Genomic DNA, 16,596 nt, shown 5'->3' with positions numbered 1-16,596 from the left:
CTCCCCCCTCCTCCTCCCGAGGACGTGGCGGTGTCGACCTCCGCGTCAGCCGTGCTCGTGCTCGTGCTCGTGCTCACAGGAGCCCCTCTCCCTGGAGGGCGCGCTCGACGGCCTGCACCAGCTGGTCGTAGGTGTCGTCGTCGATCTGCGCCATCGGGTGCAGGCTGCCGGAGATCGCCAGCGACACGTCGTTGTAGCGGGGGCTCTTGGGCCGCACCGCGGCGTTCTGGAGCGTCTCGAGCACCGTCCCGATGAACGGGTACGCCTCCTGGATCTCCTCGTCCTCGTACAGCGCCTCGGACGTGGGCGGCAGCCCGCCCTCGAGGTTGGCGACCTTCTGGTTCTCCTCGCTGGCGATGCAGTTCGCCGCCTCGAACGCCCGCTCGGGGTCGGCGGTCTGGGCGCCGACGCCGACGTTGATGCCGCCGATCGTGACCTGCGCCGGCTCGCCCTCGACGACGGAGGGGAACACCGCGTACTCCATGTCCTCGAAGATGTCGGGCGCGTTCTCCTCCGCGGAGGGGTAGACGAACGGGTAGTTCAGCATGAACGCCGATTCGCCGGCCTCGAACTCGAGTCGTCCGGTGTCCTCGAGCGACGTCGACAGGGTGTCGGCGGCGGCGACGGAGTTGGCGAAGCGCGCCATCGTGTCCAGCGCGGCCCTGGTGGGTTCCTCCTCGAGGACGACCTCCTCGCCGTCCTCGCCGAGCACCTCGGTGCCGGCCGACTGGATCATGGTGTTCGCGAAGACCGTCAGCCCCTCGTAGCGCTGCCCCTGCGCTTGGATGAGGTGCGGCTCACCCTCCTCGGCCAGCCGCTCCGCCTCGTCGAGCATCTCGTCCCACGTCTCCGGGGCCTCGTCGACCAGGTCGCTGCGGTACCACAGCAGCTGGGTGTTCGAGGTGAACGGCGCGCCCCAGATCTGGTCCTCGTACGTCGCGGTCTGGACCGGCGCCTCGAGCCGGCCCTCCGTCGCGGTCTCCGCCGCCTCGCCCTCGAACGGCAGGATCCACTCGGCACCGGCGAACTCGGCGGTCCAGATGACGTCCATGCCGATGAGGTCGATGGAGGTGTCGCCGGCGGCGAGCCGGCGGACCAGCTGCTCGCGCTGCTGGTCGGCGTCGGAGGGGAGCGTCTCGACGTTGATCGTGTAGTCGTCGCCGCTGCACGCCTCCGCGGCCGCCTCGAAGGAGCCGGACGGCTCGTCGAAGATGTAGAAGTTGAGCTGGTCGCCCTCACCTCCCGAGGAGCCGCAGGCAGCCAGGAGCAGGGCCAGCACCGACACCGTGGCGACCACCCGCCCAGGTCGGTTCCGCCGTCCACCCGGATGCGCCATGGGCCCTCCCGAACCCCCACCCGCGGCTCGTCCAGCGGAGCGGCCGTCGGGTGGGACCGGCCGCTCCTACCGGGCCCACGTACCCCCTCGTCAAGAGGGGGAAACGGACAGTGGTCTGACGGCCCGACGGGGCTCAGCCGTCGTCGGCCACCCGAGGGTCCTCGTCACGCCCGACGTGCGGGTGCGACAGGCCCAGGGTGGCCGCCGCCACGTCCGACATGTCCCGGACGATGCCGAAGCTGCCGAACGCGTAGCGGATCACCGCCAGGGCGAGCTCCTGCTCGGCGAAGACCGCACGGCCCACCCCGAGGGCCTCGAGATCTCTGCGGCCCTCGTCGGTGTGGGTCCGGACGACGACGTCGATGTCGGGGTTGACCGTGCGGGCGTGGTCCACGATGCGCCGCGCCTCGAAGGCGTCGGGGGTGGTGACGATCAGCAGGCGGGCACGTTCGAGGTGGAGGTGCCCGAGGATCGCCGGCCGGGTCGCGTCGCCGTAGACGATCGGCACGCCCTCGTCGCGCAGGGCCTCGACCACCTCCCGGTTCCGCTCGACGACGAGGTAGGTGATGCCCTCGGCCTGCAGGGCCGCGGCCACCGGCTGGCCCACGCGGCCGTGCCCCACCAGGACGGCGTGGTCGTCGAGCGGCGCCCGCCCGACCGCCTCCGGCAGCGCGGAGAGGCTGCCCGAGGGCCGTTCGAGCAGGTCCGCCAGCCTGGGCCGCGCCCGGATCCACCTGGCGATCGGGTCGACGGTGCTGAAGATCACCGGGTTGGCGGTGATCGACAGGAGCGCGCCGGCCAGGATGAGGCTCTCGCCGCCCTCGGGGAGCAGGTCCAGGGAGGCACCCAACCCCGCGAGGATGAACGAGAACTCGCCGATCTGCGCCAGGCTCGCGGCCACGATGAGGGCGGTCCGGACGGGGTACCGGAAGGTGAGCACCAGCACGAGCGCGGCGAGGGACTTGCCGACCAGGATGATCACGAGGACGCCGAGGACCCGCAGCGGCTGCTCGACCAGGATCGCCGGGTCGAAGAGCATGCCGACGGCCACGAAGAAGAGGACCGCGAAGGCGTCCTGGAACGGCAGCGCATCCGCCGCGGCCTGGTGGCTCAGGTCCGACTCGCTGATCACGACCCCGGCGAAGAACGCCCCCAGGGCGAACGACACGTCGAACAGGGCGGCCGCGCCGACTGCGATCCCGACGGCGGCGGCGAGGACGGCGAGGGTGAACAGCTCCCGGGAGCCGGTGCGGGCCACGTTGCCGAGGAGCCACGGCACGACCCTGCGGCCCGCGACGAACATGATGGCGAGGAACGCGACGACCTGGGCCAGCATCCACGCGACGGCGGGCCCGATGGCGGTGGGACCGTCTGCCATCGGGGTGCCGCCGAGCGGGAGGGCGAGGGTCGGCAGCAGGACGAGGGCGAGCACCATCGCCAGGTCCTCGACGATCAACCAGCCGACGGCGATGCGCCCGTCGACGGAGTCGACCAGGCCGCGCGCGTCGAGTGCCCGGAGCAGCACGACGGTGCTGGCGACCGACAGGGAGACGCCCAGGACCAGCCCCTCCCCCCACGTCCAGCCCCACGTGCGGGCCATGACCGCACCCATCGCGGTCGCCGAGACGATCTGCACGATGGCGCCCGGGAGGGAGATCCGGCGGACGGCCAGCAGGTCCTCGACGGAGAAGTGCAGACCGACCCCGAACATGAGCAGGATGACGCCGATCTCGGCGAACTGGCCGGCGATCTCGGCGTCGGCGACGAAGCCCGGCGTGAAGGGACCGACCGCGACGCCCGCGAGGAGGTAGCCGACGAGCGGCGGCATGCGGAGGCGCTGGGCGATCAGCCCGAGCAGGAACGCGATCCCGAAGCCGACCGCCAGGAGCGCGATGACCTCGGTCTCGTGCGGCATCCGGGGCCCTCAGCCGCGCAGGTCCTCGACGATCCGCACGGCGTCGGGCGCACGGGCGGCGACCACCACCCGGTCGCCCGGCTGTGCCCGGTACCGGGTCTCGTCCTCGACGATCTCCGGGGTGGACCCCGAGAGCACCGCGAGGACCACGGCCTCGGCGTGCAGGCCCGCGATCTCGGTCTGGGTGAGGCCCACCGCCGAGGACGTCGGGCCGAGCGCCACGATGTCCACGACCGCCTCGTCACCCTCGTGGCGGGCGTCGTGGCGGGTGTCCAGGGAGAAGCGCGCGCCCAGCAGCAGCGACGCGACGACCACGGCCTCGTCGGGGTCGAGGGAGACCTGCTGGACCGGCTCGTCGTCCGGCCCCGGCACCCCGATCGAGCGGCGCCCGTCACGGTCGACGATGACGTAGAGCCGGCCACCGTCCGGGCCGTGCAGGTCGTAGCGGACCCCGACCCCCGGGAGGGACTGCTCGTGCACGTCGATCCTCATGGCCTGAGCGTAGCGACGCGGTCCCCGCGCACCTACCCGTGAACGGGGAGCCCGGCCGATCGGGGTCCGGTCAGTCCCGCAGCGCGCGGGCGAGCAGCTCCGCCGGGTGGTGGATCTCCCAGCCGGCCCGGGCGATCTGCATCGCACAGCCGGCGTTGCCGGACACGACGCCGTCCGCGCCGGCCCGCCCGATCGCGGCGTCCTTCGCGGCCAGCAGCGCGTCGCCGAACTCCGGCTGCTCCATCGAGTAGATGCCGCCGGATCCGCAGCAGCGCTGCTCGTCGTCCGGCTCGATCAGCTCGAGCTCGGGGATGGCCCGGAGCAGCGCGAGGGGCCGATCGGCGATCCGCTGCCACAGGCTGGCGAGCGTCACGCGCCTGGCCGGGCGCAGCCGAGATCCGAGCACCCGGTCCAGGCGGAGCAGCTGGGCCAGCGACAGGCCGGTCACCGCGGCGCGGAGCCAGGCCGGGCGGGCGAGCACCCAGAAGCCGACCCGGTGGGCCAGCCCGCGCAGCCCGGTCGGCGGCTCGCGGCGGGTCAGCTCGGTGCGGGCGGTCTCGATGAGGGACCCGTACTCGACCAGGGAGGGGCAGACCGCCTCGCAGGCCCGGCACTGGATGCAGGTCTGCAGCGAGTCGGCGACGGCCGGGTCGGTCAGCTCCACCTCGCCGGCGGCCACCAGCCGCATGGCCAGGATCCGGCCTCGCGGGCCGTGCTCCTCGAGGTGGGTCTCCTCGTAGGTCGGACAGGACGACAGGCAGAACCCGCACTGGACGCACTGGGCCAGCTGGTCGGCGTCGAAGATCGAGGCGGCGGGGTCGCAGGCGCTCGGGTCGATGGCGGTCATCGGCGGTCAGCCTCTCATCGGGTCCAGCGGTGGGGCGCCAGGACGCCGTCGGGGTCCAGGGCGGCGCCGATGCGGTCGGCGATCACGTTGCGGCGCGGGCCGCCGAAGGCGGGAAGGCCGAGGGACGGGACGAGGACCACCAGGCGGCCGCCGCGGTGCTCGCCCGCCGCCCGGGCCGCGGCCAGCTGCTCCGCGTCGCCGTCGAGGTGGCACACGCCGACGCCGTCCTGGGCGGCCCAGCGCAGGCCGAGCTCGCCGAGCTCCGCGGCGAGGGACGGCAGCGCGGCCGGGTCGACGGCGGCGCGGGCTGTGCCGGGCAGGTCGGGGGGATCACCCGCCTCGAGGCCGACGGCGGCGGCCTGGTCGGCGGCGTCGTCGGGGTGTCCCTCCAGCAGCACGTGCGTGCGCGTGGGGGTGGTGGTGCAGGCGGACGGCCGGTACAGGTGCCGGTCGAGGGCGTGGCGGGGTCCGTCGCTGACGTACCAGCCGCGGTGGCGTGCGAGGGGGCGGACCTTCAGCGTCACCTCGGTGATGACGGCGAGCGTGCCCCACGACCCGGTCAGGAGCCGGCAGATGTCGTAGCCGCTGACGTCCTTGACCGTGACCCCTCCGGCGGCCGCGACGTGGCCCGCCCCGGTGACGAACGCGACGCGGAGCACCCAGTCGCGGACACGTCCGGCGCCGAGCTGGCGCGGACCGGCCAGACCGGTGGCGATCCGGCCGCCGACAGTGCCGGCCGATGCGGCGCCCGCCGGGCCCGCGGGCTCGATCGGGCACTCCTGGCCGACCTCGGCCAGCACGGCCGCGAGCTCGGCCAGGGGCGTCCCGGCGCGGACCGTGATCGTCAGGTCGTCCGCGGCGTGGGAGACCACGCCGGTCATGCCGGCCACGGAGAGGACCTGCTCGCCGCCGGTCGGGAGCCGGTCGAGGACCGATCCGCCGCCGCGAACGTCGAGGGGCGTGCCGGCGTGGCGCGCGTCGGCGATGACGTCCCGGAGCTCCTCGGCGGTGGTGATCGACGTGGTGACGGCGCTCATACCCATGCTCCCTCGGGGACCATGCGGACCTCCTGGCAGCCGACGGTGCTGGGGAGCACCTTGTCGGGGTTCGCGAGGCCGCTCGGCTCGACCGCGTCGCGGACCAGCCGCTGCACGGCCAGGTCGTCGGCGGTGAACACGTGGGACAGGAAGTCCCGCTTCTCGATGCCGACGCCGTGCTCGCCGGTCACGGTGCCGTCCAGGCGCAGGGCGGTGGCCACGATGTCACGTCCGGCGGCGAACACGCGGTCGAGCACGCCCTCCTCGCGGCGGTCGAACAGGACGAAGGGGTGCAGGTTCCCGTCGCCGGCGTGCACGGCGTTGAGGATCACCAGGTCCTCTCGCTCGCCGATGGCGACGACCTCGTCGAGCATCTCCCCGAGCCGGGAGCGGGGGACGACGACGTCCTGGAGGAAGTAGTCGGGGCTGTGCTTGGCGATGGCCCCCGCCACCGCCTTGCGGCCCTTCCAGATGCGGGCGCGCTGCGCCTCGTCCGCCGCGGGTGGTGGAGGTGGCGCCGTTGCGCTCGGCCAGCCGGACCGCGGCGGCGTCGACGGGGTAGCCGGCGCCCGCGTACCCCTCCACCAGCTGGACGGCTCGCGCGTCCATCAGCTCGACGGCGTCGGGCAGCCGGTCGGAGGTCACCAGGTCGCCGACGGTCGCCGCGGCCTCCCGGAGCGAGCCGAAGCCGGCCAGCACGGTGCCGACGGCCGGCGGGATCGGCAGCAGCCGCAGGCAGGCGCCGGTGACGATGCCGAGCGTCCCCTCCCCGCCGACGGAGAGCCCGCGGACGTCGAGGCCGGCCAGGTCGGGGGCGCGGCCGTCCAGCAGGTGGGTGACCCCGTCGGCGTCGGTGAGCTCGACGGCCAGCACGTGCTGGCTCATCACGCCGTAGGTGAGGACGTGGATGCCGCCGGCGTTGGTGGCGACGTTGCCGCCGAGGGTCGCGGCGATCTGGCTGGCGGGGTCGGGCGCGAACCGCAGGCCGTGCGCCGCCCCCGCGCGGCCGAGGCGGGCGTTCACGAGCCCCGGCTCGACCCAGGCGCGACGGTTGGCCACGTCGAGCTCGCGCAGGGCGTCCATCCGGGCGACGCTGACGACGAGGGGCCGCACCCCTCCCTCCCCCGTCGGCGTGGCACCCCAGCCAGGCCGGTGCCGGCCGCCCGGGGGGTGAAGGGGACCCCGTAGTCCCGGCAGGCCCGCAGCACCGCTGCGGTCTGCCCCACGGTGCGGGGCAGCGCGACCGCCAGCGGGTCGGCGTTCAGGAACGACGCGTCCCGCCGGTAGGTGGCGCGGCCCAGGTGGCCCGCGCGGAGCCCGTCGTCGCCGAGGAGGGCGTGGAGGTCGGCCAGCAGCCGGTCCTCGCGACCGGTCAGCTGGCGGGAGGGGTCGTGCCAGGCCGGGACGGCGGGCGGGCGCCGCCCCGCCCCACCCCTCCGGGACAGCCTCACGCCGCCACCTCGACGCGCTCGTCGATGCCGAAGCGCTCGCGGCGGGCCCGGTCGACGGTCCACGCGCCCGCGGCGGCGAGGAGGACCAGGCCGATGGTGCCGGGGTTGAACCCGACGCCCCACACCATCACGTACGTGAGGGTGCCCGCGAAGGTGATGTAGTAGAGGAACGGGATCGCGACCTTGCGCATCAGGTCGCCCTCCCGGCCGATCAGGCCCACGGTCGCGGCGGCCGCGACGACGTTGTGCACGGCGATCATGTTGCCGCCTGCGCCGCCGACGGCCTGGGCGGCCACGATCGGGATCGTCGCGACGCCGATGCCCTCGGCCGTGGCGAACTGGAACTGGGCGAACATCAGGTTCGGGGATGCGGGTGATGACCAGGACGCTGGCCAGCAGGACGTAGGGCGCCCACGCCCGTGTGGTGCCGATGACCTGGCGGGGGGCCGCGGTGTCGGGCTCCAGGTCGCCCATCCAGGTGTCGAGCCAGCTGTCGCGGGGGGCGAAGGTCCACGGCTCGCGGGGCATGAGGATGCCTCGGCGTGCGGCGGTGATGACGACGGCCAGCCCGATGAGGGCGCCGAACAGCGACGGGAACTCCGGTCCGAGCAGGGCGGCGGTGGTCCAGTACGGGACGATCATGGCGAGCGCCGCGAAGATCGCGAAGCGCCAGATCGCCAGGCCCTCGCTGAACCGCTTCCGCTCCCCGAAGAACCGGGCGAGCAGGCACACCATGAACAGCGGGATGAGCGTGCCGACGATGCCGTGGACGGTCGCCGCGCCGACGGCGAGGTCGCCCAGGTAGCCGGGGAGGGTCCCGCCGGCGGCTTCGATGCTGGACTGCGCCGCGGTGTTCGACAGCCCGCCGTTGACGCCGATGAGGAGCGGGGTGCCGAGCGCACCGAAGGTGACGGGCGTCGACTGGATGATGAGGCCGCACATGACCGCGGCCATGGCCGGGAACCCGAGGGCGAGCAGGAGCGGGGCGACGACCGCGGCGGGGGTGCCGAAACCCGATGCGCCCTCGATGAAGGAGCCGAAGAGCCAGGCGATGATGATGGCCTGGATCCGCGGGTCCGGGCTATGCGGGTGAACGCCGCCCGGATGCTCGACATGGCCCCCGATGCCGTCAGCGTCGCGAGCAGCAGCAGCGCCCCGAACACGATGTAGAGGATCTGCACCGAGAGGCCGACGAGCAGCACGCCGATGACCAGCACCGGGAGGAAGGCCAGAAGGCTGAGAACGGCAAGGTTGTCCAAGGGGATCCCCTCCTCGAAAGGGTCCCGGCGGGCCGGCCTCGCACCGGCCACGGGTCACGTCGGCTGAGAGTCGCTCGGGGTGACCGTTCGGACTCCCGATGGACGCAGCATGGCTGCCCGCGGTGGCCCTCCGGAGGTGCCGAAGGTCCCGGTCGGCGCGGGTCCTCGTCTCCGGGTCCGTCCCGCTCGCCGCGACGTGCGGCGGCCCGCCTCCCTGCGGCTGCGGGGGTCCCGGGACCGTCCCGGACCGGCCGGGGACGGACTGGCCGGGCGGTCAGGATCCCGCGGCGCTCCGCGGCCGCACCACTGCGGTCGCCCAGGCTGCGGTGGCCCCGGCTGGTGATGCGCTGGTGAGGGCGATCAGGCCTGGTCGACGCGGGTCGGCACGCGGAGCACCGCGATGATCCCGATGGCGCACAGGACCGCGAGCACCCCACGGGCCACCGGCGTGGTCAGCCCGAACACGGCCCCGGCACCGCCGAAGACCACGATGCTGGTGATCGCGATCACCTTCGCCCGGCGCGGCATGCCCCGTCCGGCCCGGAAGTCCGCGACCGTCTGACCGACGCCGGGGAGGTTGAGGACCCAGGCCTCGAGGCGTGGGCTCGAGCGGGTGAAGCACGCTGCCGCACCGATGAAGAACACGGTCGACGGGAGGCCGGGCACCACGACGCCGATGCCCCCCACCGCCACGCAGAGCAGGCCGAGGGCGATCCACAGGCCACGCACCAGCGGTGATCGCCCGCGGTCGACGTCCGGGTCTGCGGGACCTTGGAGTTGCACGACCACCCACGGTACGCCCTCGTGCCGTCCGGCCCCCAGCGCGCAGCGCTCCACCGCGCCCGCCATCGCTCCACGGGCGCACGACGAGCGTCCCCCACACCCCCGACCACCCGCCAGCGCCCCACGGGCGCACGACGGCACCGGCCACGGTCACCCCCACCGGGAAGCGACGGGACCCCCGAGCGGTTGCACCCCCGACCACGCACCCGCACGAGAGGAGCCCGCCATGCCGACCGCCACCTGGAACGGGAGGGTCATCGCCCGCTCCGACGACACGATCGTCGTCGAGGGCAACCACTACTTCCCGCCCGACAGCGTCGACGCCTCGGTCCTGCGGGACAGCGACACCACGAGCCGGTGCCCGTGGAAGGGCCTCGCCAGCTACAAGGACGTCGTGGTCGACGGAGACGTCAACGCCGACGCGGCCTGGTACTACCCCGAACCGAGCGAGGCCGCGTCCCAGATCGCCGGCTACCTCGCGTTCTGGAAGGGCGTCCAGGTCAGCACATGACGCGGTGCGCCGGCGGGTAGACGTGGCACATGGTCGACCACCGACCCGTCGCCCACCTGCGGCCCGAGACGGGGTGGATGAACGACCCCATCGGCCCGATCCGCTGGCGCGGCCGGACCCACCTGTTCCACCAGGCCAACCCGGCCGGCGGGTTCTGGGACCGGCCGCACTGGGGGCACTTCGCCACCGCGGACCTGGTCCACTGGGAGCGCCGGCCGCTGGCCCTCTCCCCCGATGCGGACGGTCCCGACGCCGACGGGTGCTACTCCGGTTGCGTCGTGGACGACGACGGCGTGGCCACGATGCTCTACACGGGCGCGCGTGGCCCGCTGGGGCACTCCCAGGCCCAGACCACCTGCGTCGCCCGGAGCACCGACGACGACCTCGACACCTGGACCAAGGACCCCGAGAACCCGGTCGCCGAGCCCCCGCCGGACCTGGACCTGCTGGGCTACCGCGACCCGTTCGTCTGGTCCGACGGCGGACGCTGGCACCAGCTCATCGGCGCCGGCATCGTCGGGCAGGGTGGTGCGGTCCTGCACCTGACCTCCGACGACCTGCGGTCCTGGACCGACGAGGGTCCGCTGCTCACCGGCGCGACCCTCGATGCAGCCGACGTCGACGGGGCCGCCTGGACCGGGACGATGTGGGAGTGCCCGGCATTGCTGCGCGGCCCCGACGCCGACGCCCTGATCGTCAACGTCCACGACGACACGACCGCGAGCCCCAAGCCGACCCACCACCCGGTGGCCGTCATCGGGCGGCTCGCCGACGGGGCGTTCACCCCCCGGCGGCTGCAGCGCGTCGATGCCGGGCCCGACCTGTACGCGCCCTGCCTGCTCGTCGAGCCGTCCGGGGCCGTCATGTGGGGGTGGTCGTGGGAGGCGCTGCCGGTCGAGGCCCAGCGGGCAGCCGGCTGGTCCGGCGTCCTGTCCCTCCCCCGGGCCGTCCAGGTGGTCGATGGCCAGCTGGTCGTCACCCCGCTGCCCGAGCTCGACGACCTCCGGACCGATGCCCGGCGCATCACGCGGGTGGCCCGCGACGGGGGGTGGCGCGCCGAGGGGGCGGTGGGGGACGTCGTCGCCCTCGTCCTCCGCGTGGCCGTCGACCGCGGCCCGGTGGAGCTGGCCGTCCGCTGCGCCCCGGACCGCGCCGAGGTCACCACGATCGGGTTCGACCCGCAGGCCGGGCGGCTGTGGCTGGACCGGGACCGGTCGAGCCTCGACCCGGCCGCGACGGGCGGGACGCACACGGCCGCGGCCACCGTCCCCGACGAGGTGGTGGAGCTCCGCTGCGTGGTCGACCGGTCGATCGTCGAGGTCTTCGTCGCCGGCGTGGCCCTGACGGCGCGGATCTACCCGACCCGCCCGGACAGCGTGGGCGTCGAGGTCACCGGCCCCGGCGCGGACGCGGTCGACCTGGCCGCCTACGACCTCGGATCGGTCTGGGTCTCCTCCACCTCCGGCTGATCGCCGGCGGCCCCGCCGGGGGGGTTCCAGCCCACCGCCTCACCGCGAGCCCAGGCGACCATCTCGGCGGTCGCCTCCTCGCGGCGCGGCACCGCGACGAGGACGAGGTCGCCGGGCTGCAGCACCGTCTCGCCGTCGGGCAGCACGACCTGGTCCTCCCGCAGCACGGCGGTCAGCCGCGCCCCCGCGGGCAGCGGCACGTCCCTGATCCGCTGGCCGGACACCGCCAGTCCGTCGACGATGTCCACCTCCATGAGGTCCGCGTCCACGCCGTCGAGCGGCACCGCCTCGGCGATCGGTGCCCAGACGTCCGGCCCCTCGGGCAGACCCAGCCATCGGGCGAGGAACCCGACGGACGAGGACTGGAGGACCGAGGAGATGAGCACCACGAAGAACACCACGTCGAAGATCGTCTGCCCGCCCGGCACGCCGGCGGTGAGGGGGAACGTCGCGAGGACGATCGGCACCGCCCCGCGGAGCCCCGCCCACGACACCAGCGTCACCTCGCGCGGCGTGAACCCGAACCAGGGGAGGCACAGCCAGACCGCGACGGGGCGGGCGATGAAGACGAGCACGGCCGCGACCGCCAGGGCGGGCAGGGCCACGCCGGGCAGCCGCGAGGGGAACACCAGCAGGCCCAGGACCAGGAACATCATGATCTGGGCGATGTTGGCGATGCCCTCGTGGAACTGGCGGATGCCCCGCCGGTGCCGCGGGACCAGCGCCCCGACGAACAGCCCGACCACGTAGACGGCGAGGAAGCCCGACGCGCCCAGCGCCGCGGTCGTGCCGTACGCGACGCCGGCGAGCGCGAGCGCCCCGACGGGGTACAGCGCGGTCGGGCCCCTGCCGAGGTGACGCATGACCGTGGCGCCGAGGACCCCGAAGAGCACCCCGCCGAGCACGCCGCCGAGGAGCTGGCGGATCGCGAAGGTCGCGATGTCCGGCGCGGACGCCGGTGCCTCGACGGTGGCGAGGACGGCGAGGGTCAGCACGATCGCCGCCGGGTCGTTGCTCCCGGACTCGACCTCGAGCAGGGCGCTGAGGCGACGCGGCAGCGGGGCGCTGCGGAGCACGGCGAACACCGCGGCGGCGTCGGTGGAGGCGACGACGGCGCCGATGAGGAGCGCGGTCCGCCAGGTGACGTCGAGGATCAGCCAGGCCCCGAGCGTCGTCAGGCCGGCGGTGACGACGACGCCGACGGTCGCGAGCACCAGACCGGGGCCGAGCGCCCGGCGGACGTCGCCGGGCTTGGTGGTCAGACCGCCCTCGAACAGGATCATGACCAGCGCGATGACCGCGCCGAACTGGGCGACCTCGGGGTCGGAGAGGCTGAGCAGGTTCAGCCCGTCGTCCCCGATGGCCATGCCGACGGTGAGGAACACCAGCAGGCCGGGGACGCGTGCCCGCTCGGCTGCGCCCGCCGCGACGACGCCGAGGAGCAGCAGCAAGGCGCCGATCAGGACGAAGTCGTCGCCGGGGAGCGACATGGCATCCACGGTGAGCCTCCTCGACGTCCGACCTCAGGGCGTGCCAGGATGCCAGCCCTCCGACCCCCTGCCCGTCAGCCCTGCGCGCGGCGGCCTTCACGTGCGGCGTCGACGATGGCGGCCACCCGCCGTGCGCGGGTGTCGTCCCGAGCCGCGCTGACCACCCACCACAGCATCTGCTTGCGGGCGGACGGCGGGAAGGCGTCCCAGCTGGCCCTCGCGGCCGGGACGGCGTCCAGGGCGCGGGCCAGCCCCTCCGGTTCTATCAGGTCCTCGACCGCGTCGAACCGCATCCACCAGCCGTTCGCCTTGGCGACCTCGACCGCTCGGCGTCCGGCGTCGGTCATGAGCCCGGCGGCCTCCATGCGGTCGACTCGCTCGCGGTTCAGGCGCGTCCAGCTGCTCCGCGGCTTGCGCGGCGTCATCAGCTGCAGGTTCCGCTCGTCGTCGAGGCGGTTGACGGTCGAGTCGATCCAGCCGACGCAGATCGCCTCCTCGACCGCGTCGGGGTACGGCACCGCCGGACGCCCGGTCGCCGACTTCCAGGTGGCCAGCCACACCCCGCGCTCGGTCAGGTGGTGGGCGGCGAGCCACGCCCGCCAGGCCGCACGGGTCTCGGCGTGGTAGATCGGCATGTCGAAGGTCCACGTCGGGGGGTGGTCGGACGCGGACGGCGGCGGTCCCTGGTCGGTCATGGCGCGATCATGCCGCTCGGCGACCGGAGCGCGGCGGCGAGCTCGGCGCCGGTGCGCACCACCACGTCCGCGACGGGTCGCCGGTTCGCGACGCGGGCGCCCTGCCGTCCGCTGAGCCCGAGCACGGCGGGATCGATCCCCGCCGGATCACCCAGCGCCATGATCAGCGCCGACTCGGGGTCGGCGGCGTGGCGGCTGTCGGGCTCGGGTCGGGGCACGACCAGCCGACGGCCGTGGACCAGCGCGAAGCGGACCGTCGCGGAGGTCCCCCCGCCGAGGCCCGCCTGGGCCACGACGACGGTGTGGGAGAGGCCGCTCTGGATGCGGTCGCGGGCGTCGAGGGACGGGCGGGTGGGTGCACTCCCCGGGGGCTGCTCGGAGATGACCGCACCACCGGCGGCGAGGATCGCGTCCCGGTGCTCGGCCAGTCGCGGGGGCACCCGGTCGAGGCCGCCGCCGAGGACGCTGACGACCCGGCCGCCCGCGTCGACCGCGGTGCGCTCGGCGATCTGGTCGACCCCGTCGGCCATGCCCGAGATCAGGACCGCGCCGGTCGCCGCGACCTCGTGGGCGGCCCGGTGCGCGACGCGGCAGCCGTAGGCGGATGGCGTCCGCGTGCCGACGACGGCGATCCCCGGGTCCGGCGGGAGGCTGCCCTCGACCCAGAGCAGCGCCGGGGGGTTCGGGATGGCCGCGAGGTGGGCGGGGTAGCGGGCGTCGAAGGCGGACAGCACGATCCCGTCGAGGGTGCGCGGCAGCGACACGTCCGGCACCGTCCGCAGCCGGTCCGCCAGCCCGGCGACACCGAGCCGGAGGAGGGTGGGGCGGTCAGCGTCGGCGAGCGCCGCCCACGTCGGGAGGGCGTCGGCGATGCGGCGTGCCCGGACCGCGTCCACGCCCGGGATGCGCGTGAGCCGCCACAGCCCCCGCGCCGACCGGGGCCCGTCGGGATCGACGGTGCCGGGTCCGCGGTCGGTCTGGACGGCCACGCCACCATCATGGCCGGGGGGTGCGACACCCCGACGTCGCCGGTCAGGTCACCTCGTCGGCGACGAACCGATCGAGCGCCTCGGTCAGCCGCCGCCGGGTCGCGGTGTCCGCGAACGACGCGGTGATGCCGGTCCGGGCGATCGCCACGAGTGCGTCGCGGTCCAGGCCGAGGACCTCCGCGGCCACCAGGTACTCGCCGACCAACGTCGTGTCGAACATGCCGGGGTCGTCGCTGCCGAGGGTGACGGGCACGCCGGCGTCGAGCAGCTTCGGCAGCGGGTGGCCCTCCAGCACGTCGACGGCGCGTGTCCGGAGGTTCGAGGTGGGGCAGACCTCCAGGGTGATGCCCTCCCCGGCCAGCCGCGCGAGGAGGTCCGGGTCGTCCGCGGCGGCGATGCCGTGGCCGATCCGCTCGGCGCCCAGCACGTCGAGGGCATCGCGGATGGTGTCGGGACCCGTGGTCTCGCCGGCGTGGGGGACGCTGTGCAGCCCCAGCGCGCGGGCCCGGGCGAAGACCTGCTCGAACTGGGGTCGGGGGACGCCGACCTCCGGTCCGCCGAGACCGAACCCGACGCTGCCCTCGGGCGCGTGGGCCTCGACCCAGTCGATCGTCCGCTCCCCGGACTCGAGGCCGAGCTCACCGGGGATGTCGAAGACCCACGCGAGCTCGACGTCGTGCTCCGCCCGCGCCCGGCGGCGACCGGCGGTCAGCGCCTCGGCGACCGCATCCGGCGCGATCCCCATGAGGAGGTGGCTGTCGGGGGTGACGGTCAGCTCGGCGTAGCGGATCTGCTGCGCCGCCATGTCCCGGGCCGCGCCGACCACGAGGGCCTCGACGTCCTCCGGCGCGCGGACCAGCGCGTTGACGCTGATGTACACCTCGATGAAGTGCGCGAAGTCGGTGAACTCGTAGTAGGCCTCGAGGGCGTCCCGCTCGGTCGGCACGCCGACGTGCGGGTGGCGCCGCGCCAGCTCGAGGACGGTGTCCACCGAGGCGGCGCCGACCAGGTGGACGTGCAGCTCGGTCTTCGGCATGGCAGCCGCGAAGGCGGCCAGGTCAGATCCCATGCGCACCATTCGACCACGGCCCTCAGGACAGCGGCGGCAGGCGGTCGATGACGTGCTCGGCGATCGCCAGGCTGGACGTGGCCGCGGGGGACGGGGCGTTGCGCACGCTCGTCACGCCGTCGGCGTGGTCGATGCGGAAGTCGTCGACCAGCGATCCGTCCCTCGCGAGTGCCTGCGCACGCACGCCGGTGCGACCCCGGACCACGTCGCGGGAGCCGATCGCGGGCACGTACCGGCGCGCCCGGCGCATGTACGCGCGGCGGGACAGCGACCCCACCAGCTCGGCCACCCCAGTCCGCCAGTGGGCGCGGGCGAGGCGCCAGGTGCCGGGCCAGGTGAGGGTGCGCAGCACGTCGCGGACGTCGACGTCGCGGCGGCGGTAGCCCTCGCGGCTGAGGGCGAGGACGGCGTTCGGGCCGACCTCGAGCCCACCGCCGACCAGCCGGGTGAAGTGGACGCCGAGGAACGGGTAGCGGGGGTCGGGCACCGGGTAGACCATGCCGCGCACAAGGTCCTGCTTGGCCGCCGCGACCGCCATGTACTCGCCGCGGAACGGGACGATCCGGAGCTCGGCGCTGCCGGCGGCGTCGATGCCCACCCGGTCGGACTGCAGGCCGGCGCAGACGACGAGGTGGCGGACGCGGTGCGGGCCGTCCGACGTCCGGACCTCGACCGTCCCGCCGCGACGGGCCACGGCCTCCACCCGCACCGACCGCAGGACGGACCCGCCGGCGGCCTCCACGTCGGCGGCGAGTGCGCGCGCCACCGCCGCGAAGTCGGTGATGGCCGTCTCCGGTGAGTGCAGTGCGGCGATGCCCGTGGCGTGCGGCTCCACCTCCGGGATCGCCGCCCCCGGGAGCCTGCGCAGGCCGGGGACGCCGTTCTCGAGGGCGCGCGCCTCGAGGTCGTCGAGGCGGCCGAGCTCCTCACGGTCCACGGCGACGACCAGCTTGCCGCAGACCTCGTACGCCAGACCCCGGTCGGCGCAGTACTCCGCGAGCATCGCCCTCCCGGCGGTGCACAGCCGAGCCTTCAGGCTGTCCGGCGGGTAGTAGACGCCGGCGTGGACCACGCCGGAGTTGTGCCCGGTCTGGTGGGCGGCCAGGTCGTGCTGCTTCTCGAACACCACCACCTCGACGCCGGGCAGTCGGCGGGTCAGCTCGCGGGCGACGGCCAGGCCGACGATCCCCCCGCCGACCACGCCGATCGGGAGGTCCACGACCCGACGCGCGACGGCCACGTGCGACGACCCC

Annotated in this window: 14 protein-coding genes and 2 pseudogenes; 2 read left to right on the top strand and 14 right to left on the bottom strand. The window is 74.5% G+C overall.

From position 1 onward, the window contains the following. Window positions 1–73: 73 nt before the first annotated feature. The 9 genes and pseudogenes from ACEQ2X_RS01215 to ACEQ2X_RS01175 form a co-directional block, all read right to left on the bottom strand. Window positions 74–1,297, bottom strand: a complete 1,224-nt coding sequence (locus tag ACEQ2X_RS01215; RefSeq protein WP_372530531.1) for an ABC transporter substrate-binding protein — start codon at window positions 1,295–1,297, stop codon at window positions 74–76. A 172-nt stretch (window positions 1,298–1,469) separates the two neighbouring features. Beyond that, a complete protein-coding gene (gene ybaL / locus ACEQ2X_RS01210) occupies window positions 1,470–3,251 on the bottom strand; it encodes a YbaL family putative K(+) efflux transporter (protein ID WP_370323908.1) in 1,782 nt (593 codons plus the stop codon). Between the two features lie 9 nt (window positions 3,252–3,260). Next, window positions 3,261–3,743, bottom strand: a complete 483-nt coding sequence (locus ACEQ2X_RS01205) for a hypothetical protein (RefSeq protein WP_370323907.1) — start codon at window positions 3,741–3,743, stop codon at window positions 3,261–3,263. A gap of 70 nt (window positions 3,744–3,813) precedes the next feature. After that, window positions 3,814–4,590 (bottom strand): (Fe-S)-binding protein, encoded by a 777-nt coding sequence (locus tag ACEQ2X_RS01200; protein ID WP_370323906.1) that lies wholly within the window; start codon window positions 4,588–4,590, stop codon window positions 3,814–3,816. A 14-nt stretch (window positions 4,591–4,604) separates the two neighbouring features. Further along, window positions 4,605–5,627 carry an FAD-binding protein gene (locus ACEQ2X_RS01195; protein WP_370323905.1) on the bottom strand — a complete coding sequence of 341 codons (1,023 nt, stop codon included), beginning with the start codon at window positions 5,625–5,627 and terminating at the stop codon, window positions 4,605–4,607. Next, window positions 5,624–6,079, bottom strand: a complete 456-nt coding sequence (locus ACEQ2X_RS01190; protein ID WP_370323904.1) for an FAD-linked oxidase C-terminal domain-containing protein — start codon at window positions 6,077–6,079, stop codon at window positions 5,624–5,626. The genes ACEQ2X_RS01195 and ACEQ2X_RS01190 overlap by 4 nt, the downstream gene beginning before the upstream one ends. 70 nt (window positions 6,080–6,149) lie before the next feature. Continuing rightward, window positions 6,150–6,824 (bottom strand): annotated as a pseudogene (locus tag ACEQ2X_RS01185) (FAD-binding oxidoreductase); the annotation flags it as partial. 250 nt (window positions 6,825–7,074) lie between these two features. After that, window positions 7,075–8,337: pseudogene (locus tag ACEQ2X_RS01180) on the bottom strand (L-lactate permease). A gap of 360 nt (window positions 8,338–8,697) precedes the next feature. Further along, the gene (locus ACEQ2X_RS01175; RefSeq protein ID WP_370323903.1) at window positions 8,698–9,120 is read right to left on the bottom strand and encodes a YbaN family protein; all 423 of its coding nucleotides are present in this window, start codon (window positions 9,118–9,120) and stop codon (window positions 8,698–8,700) included. A gap of 226 nt (window positions 9,121–9,346) precedes the next feature. On the opposite strand from ACEQ2X_RS01175, the gene ACEQ2X_RS01170 reads away from it, so the two are divergent. Both ACEQ2X_RS01170 and ACEQ2X_RS01165 read left to right on the top strand, forming a co-directional pair. Beyond that, window positions 9,347–9,631 (top strand): DUF427 domain-containing protein, encoded by a 285-nt coding sequence (locus ACEQ2X_RS01170; protein ID WP_370323902.1) that lies wholly within the window; start codon window positions 9,347–9,349, stop codon window positions 9,629–9,631. 29 nt (window positions 9,632–9,660) lie between these two features. After that, complete coding sequence (locus ACEQ2X_RS01165; protein ID WP_370323901.1) at window positions 9,661–11,100, top strand: glycoside hydrolase family 32 protein; 1,440 nt, start codon at window positions 9,661–9,663, stop codon at window positions 11,098–11,100. On the opposite strand, the gene ACEQ2X_RS01160 is transcribed toward ACEQ2X_RS01165, so the two are convergent. From ACEQ2X_RS01160 to lhgO, 5 genes are all read right to left on the bottom strand, one after another. Then, complete coding sequence (locus ACEQ2X_RS01160; protein ID WP_370324060.1) at window positions 11,058–12,590, bottom strand: potassium/proton antiporter; 1,533 nt, start codon at window positions 12,588–12,590, stop codon at window positions 11,058–11,060. The two genes, ACEQ2X_RS01165 and ACEQ2X_RS01160, sit on opposite strands and share 43 nt — an antisense overlap. Window positions 12,591–12,664: 74 nt before the next feature. After that, entirely contained in the window at window positions 12,665–13,285 is a 621-nt protein-coding gene (locus ACEQ2X_RS01155) for a YdeI family protein (RefSeq protein ID WP_370323900.1), read from the bottom strand. Then, window positions 13,282–14,274, bottom strand: coding sequence for a DNA-processing protein DprA (locus ACEQ2X_RS01150; RefSeq protein ID WP_370323899.1), 993 nt, complete (start codon window positions 14,272–14,274; stop codon window positions 13,282–13,284). Before ACEQ2X_RS01150 ends, ACEQ2X_RS01155 begins: the two co-directional genes overlap by 4 nt. Window positions 14,275–14,317: 43 nt before the next feature. After that, window positions 14,318–15,343 carry an adenosine deaminase gene (gene add / locus ACEQ2X_RS01145; protein ID WP_370323898.1) on the bottom strand — a complete coding sequence of 342 codons (1,026 nt, stop codon included), beginning with the start codon at window positions 15,341–15,343 and terminating at the stop codon, window positions 14,318–14,320. Between the two features lie 22 nt (window positions 15,344–15,365). After that, complete coding sequence (lhgO, locus tag ACEQ2X_RS01140) at window positions 15,366–16,583, bottom strand: L-2-hydroxyglutarate oxidase (protein ID WP_370323897.1); 1,218 nt, start codon at window positions 16,581–16,583, stop codon at window positions 15,366–15,368. Window positions 16,584–16,596 lie beyond the last annotated feature (13 nt).

The organism is Euzebya sp. (assembly GCF_964222135.1).
GTDB lineage: Bacteria > Actinomycetota > Nitriliruptoria > Euzebyales > Euzebyaceae > Euzebya.
This window is presented reverse-complemented; position numbering and strand designations above follow the sequence as displayed.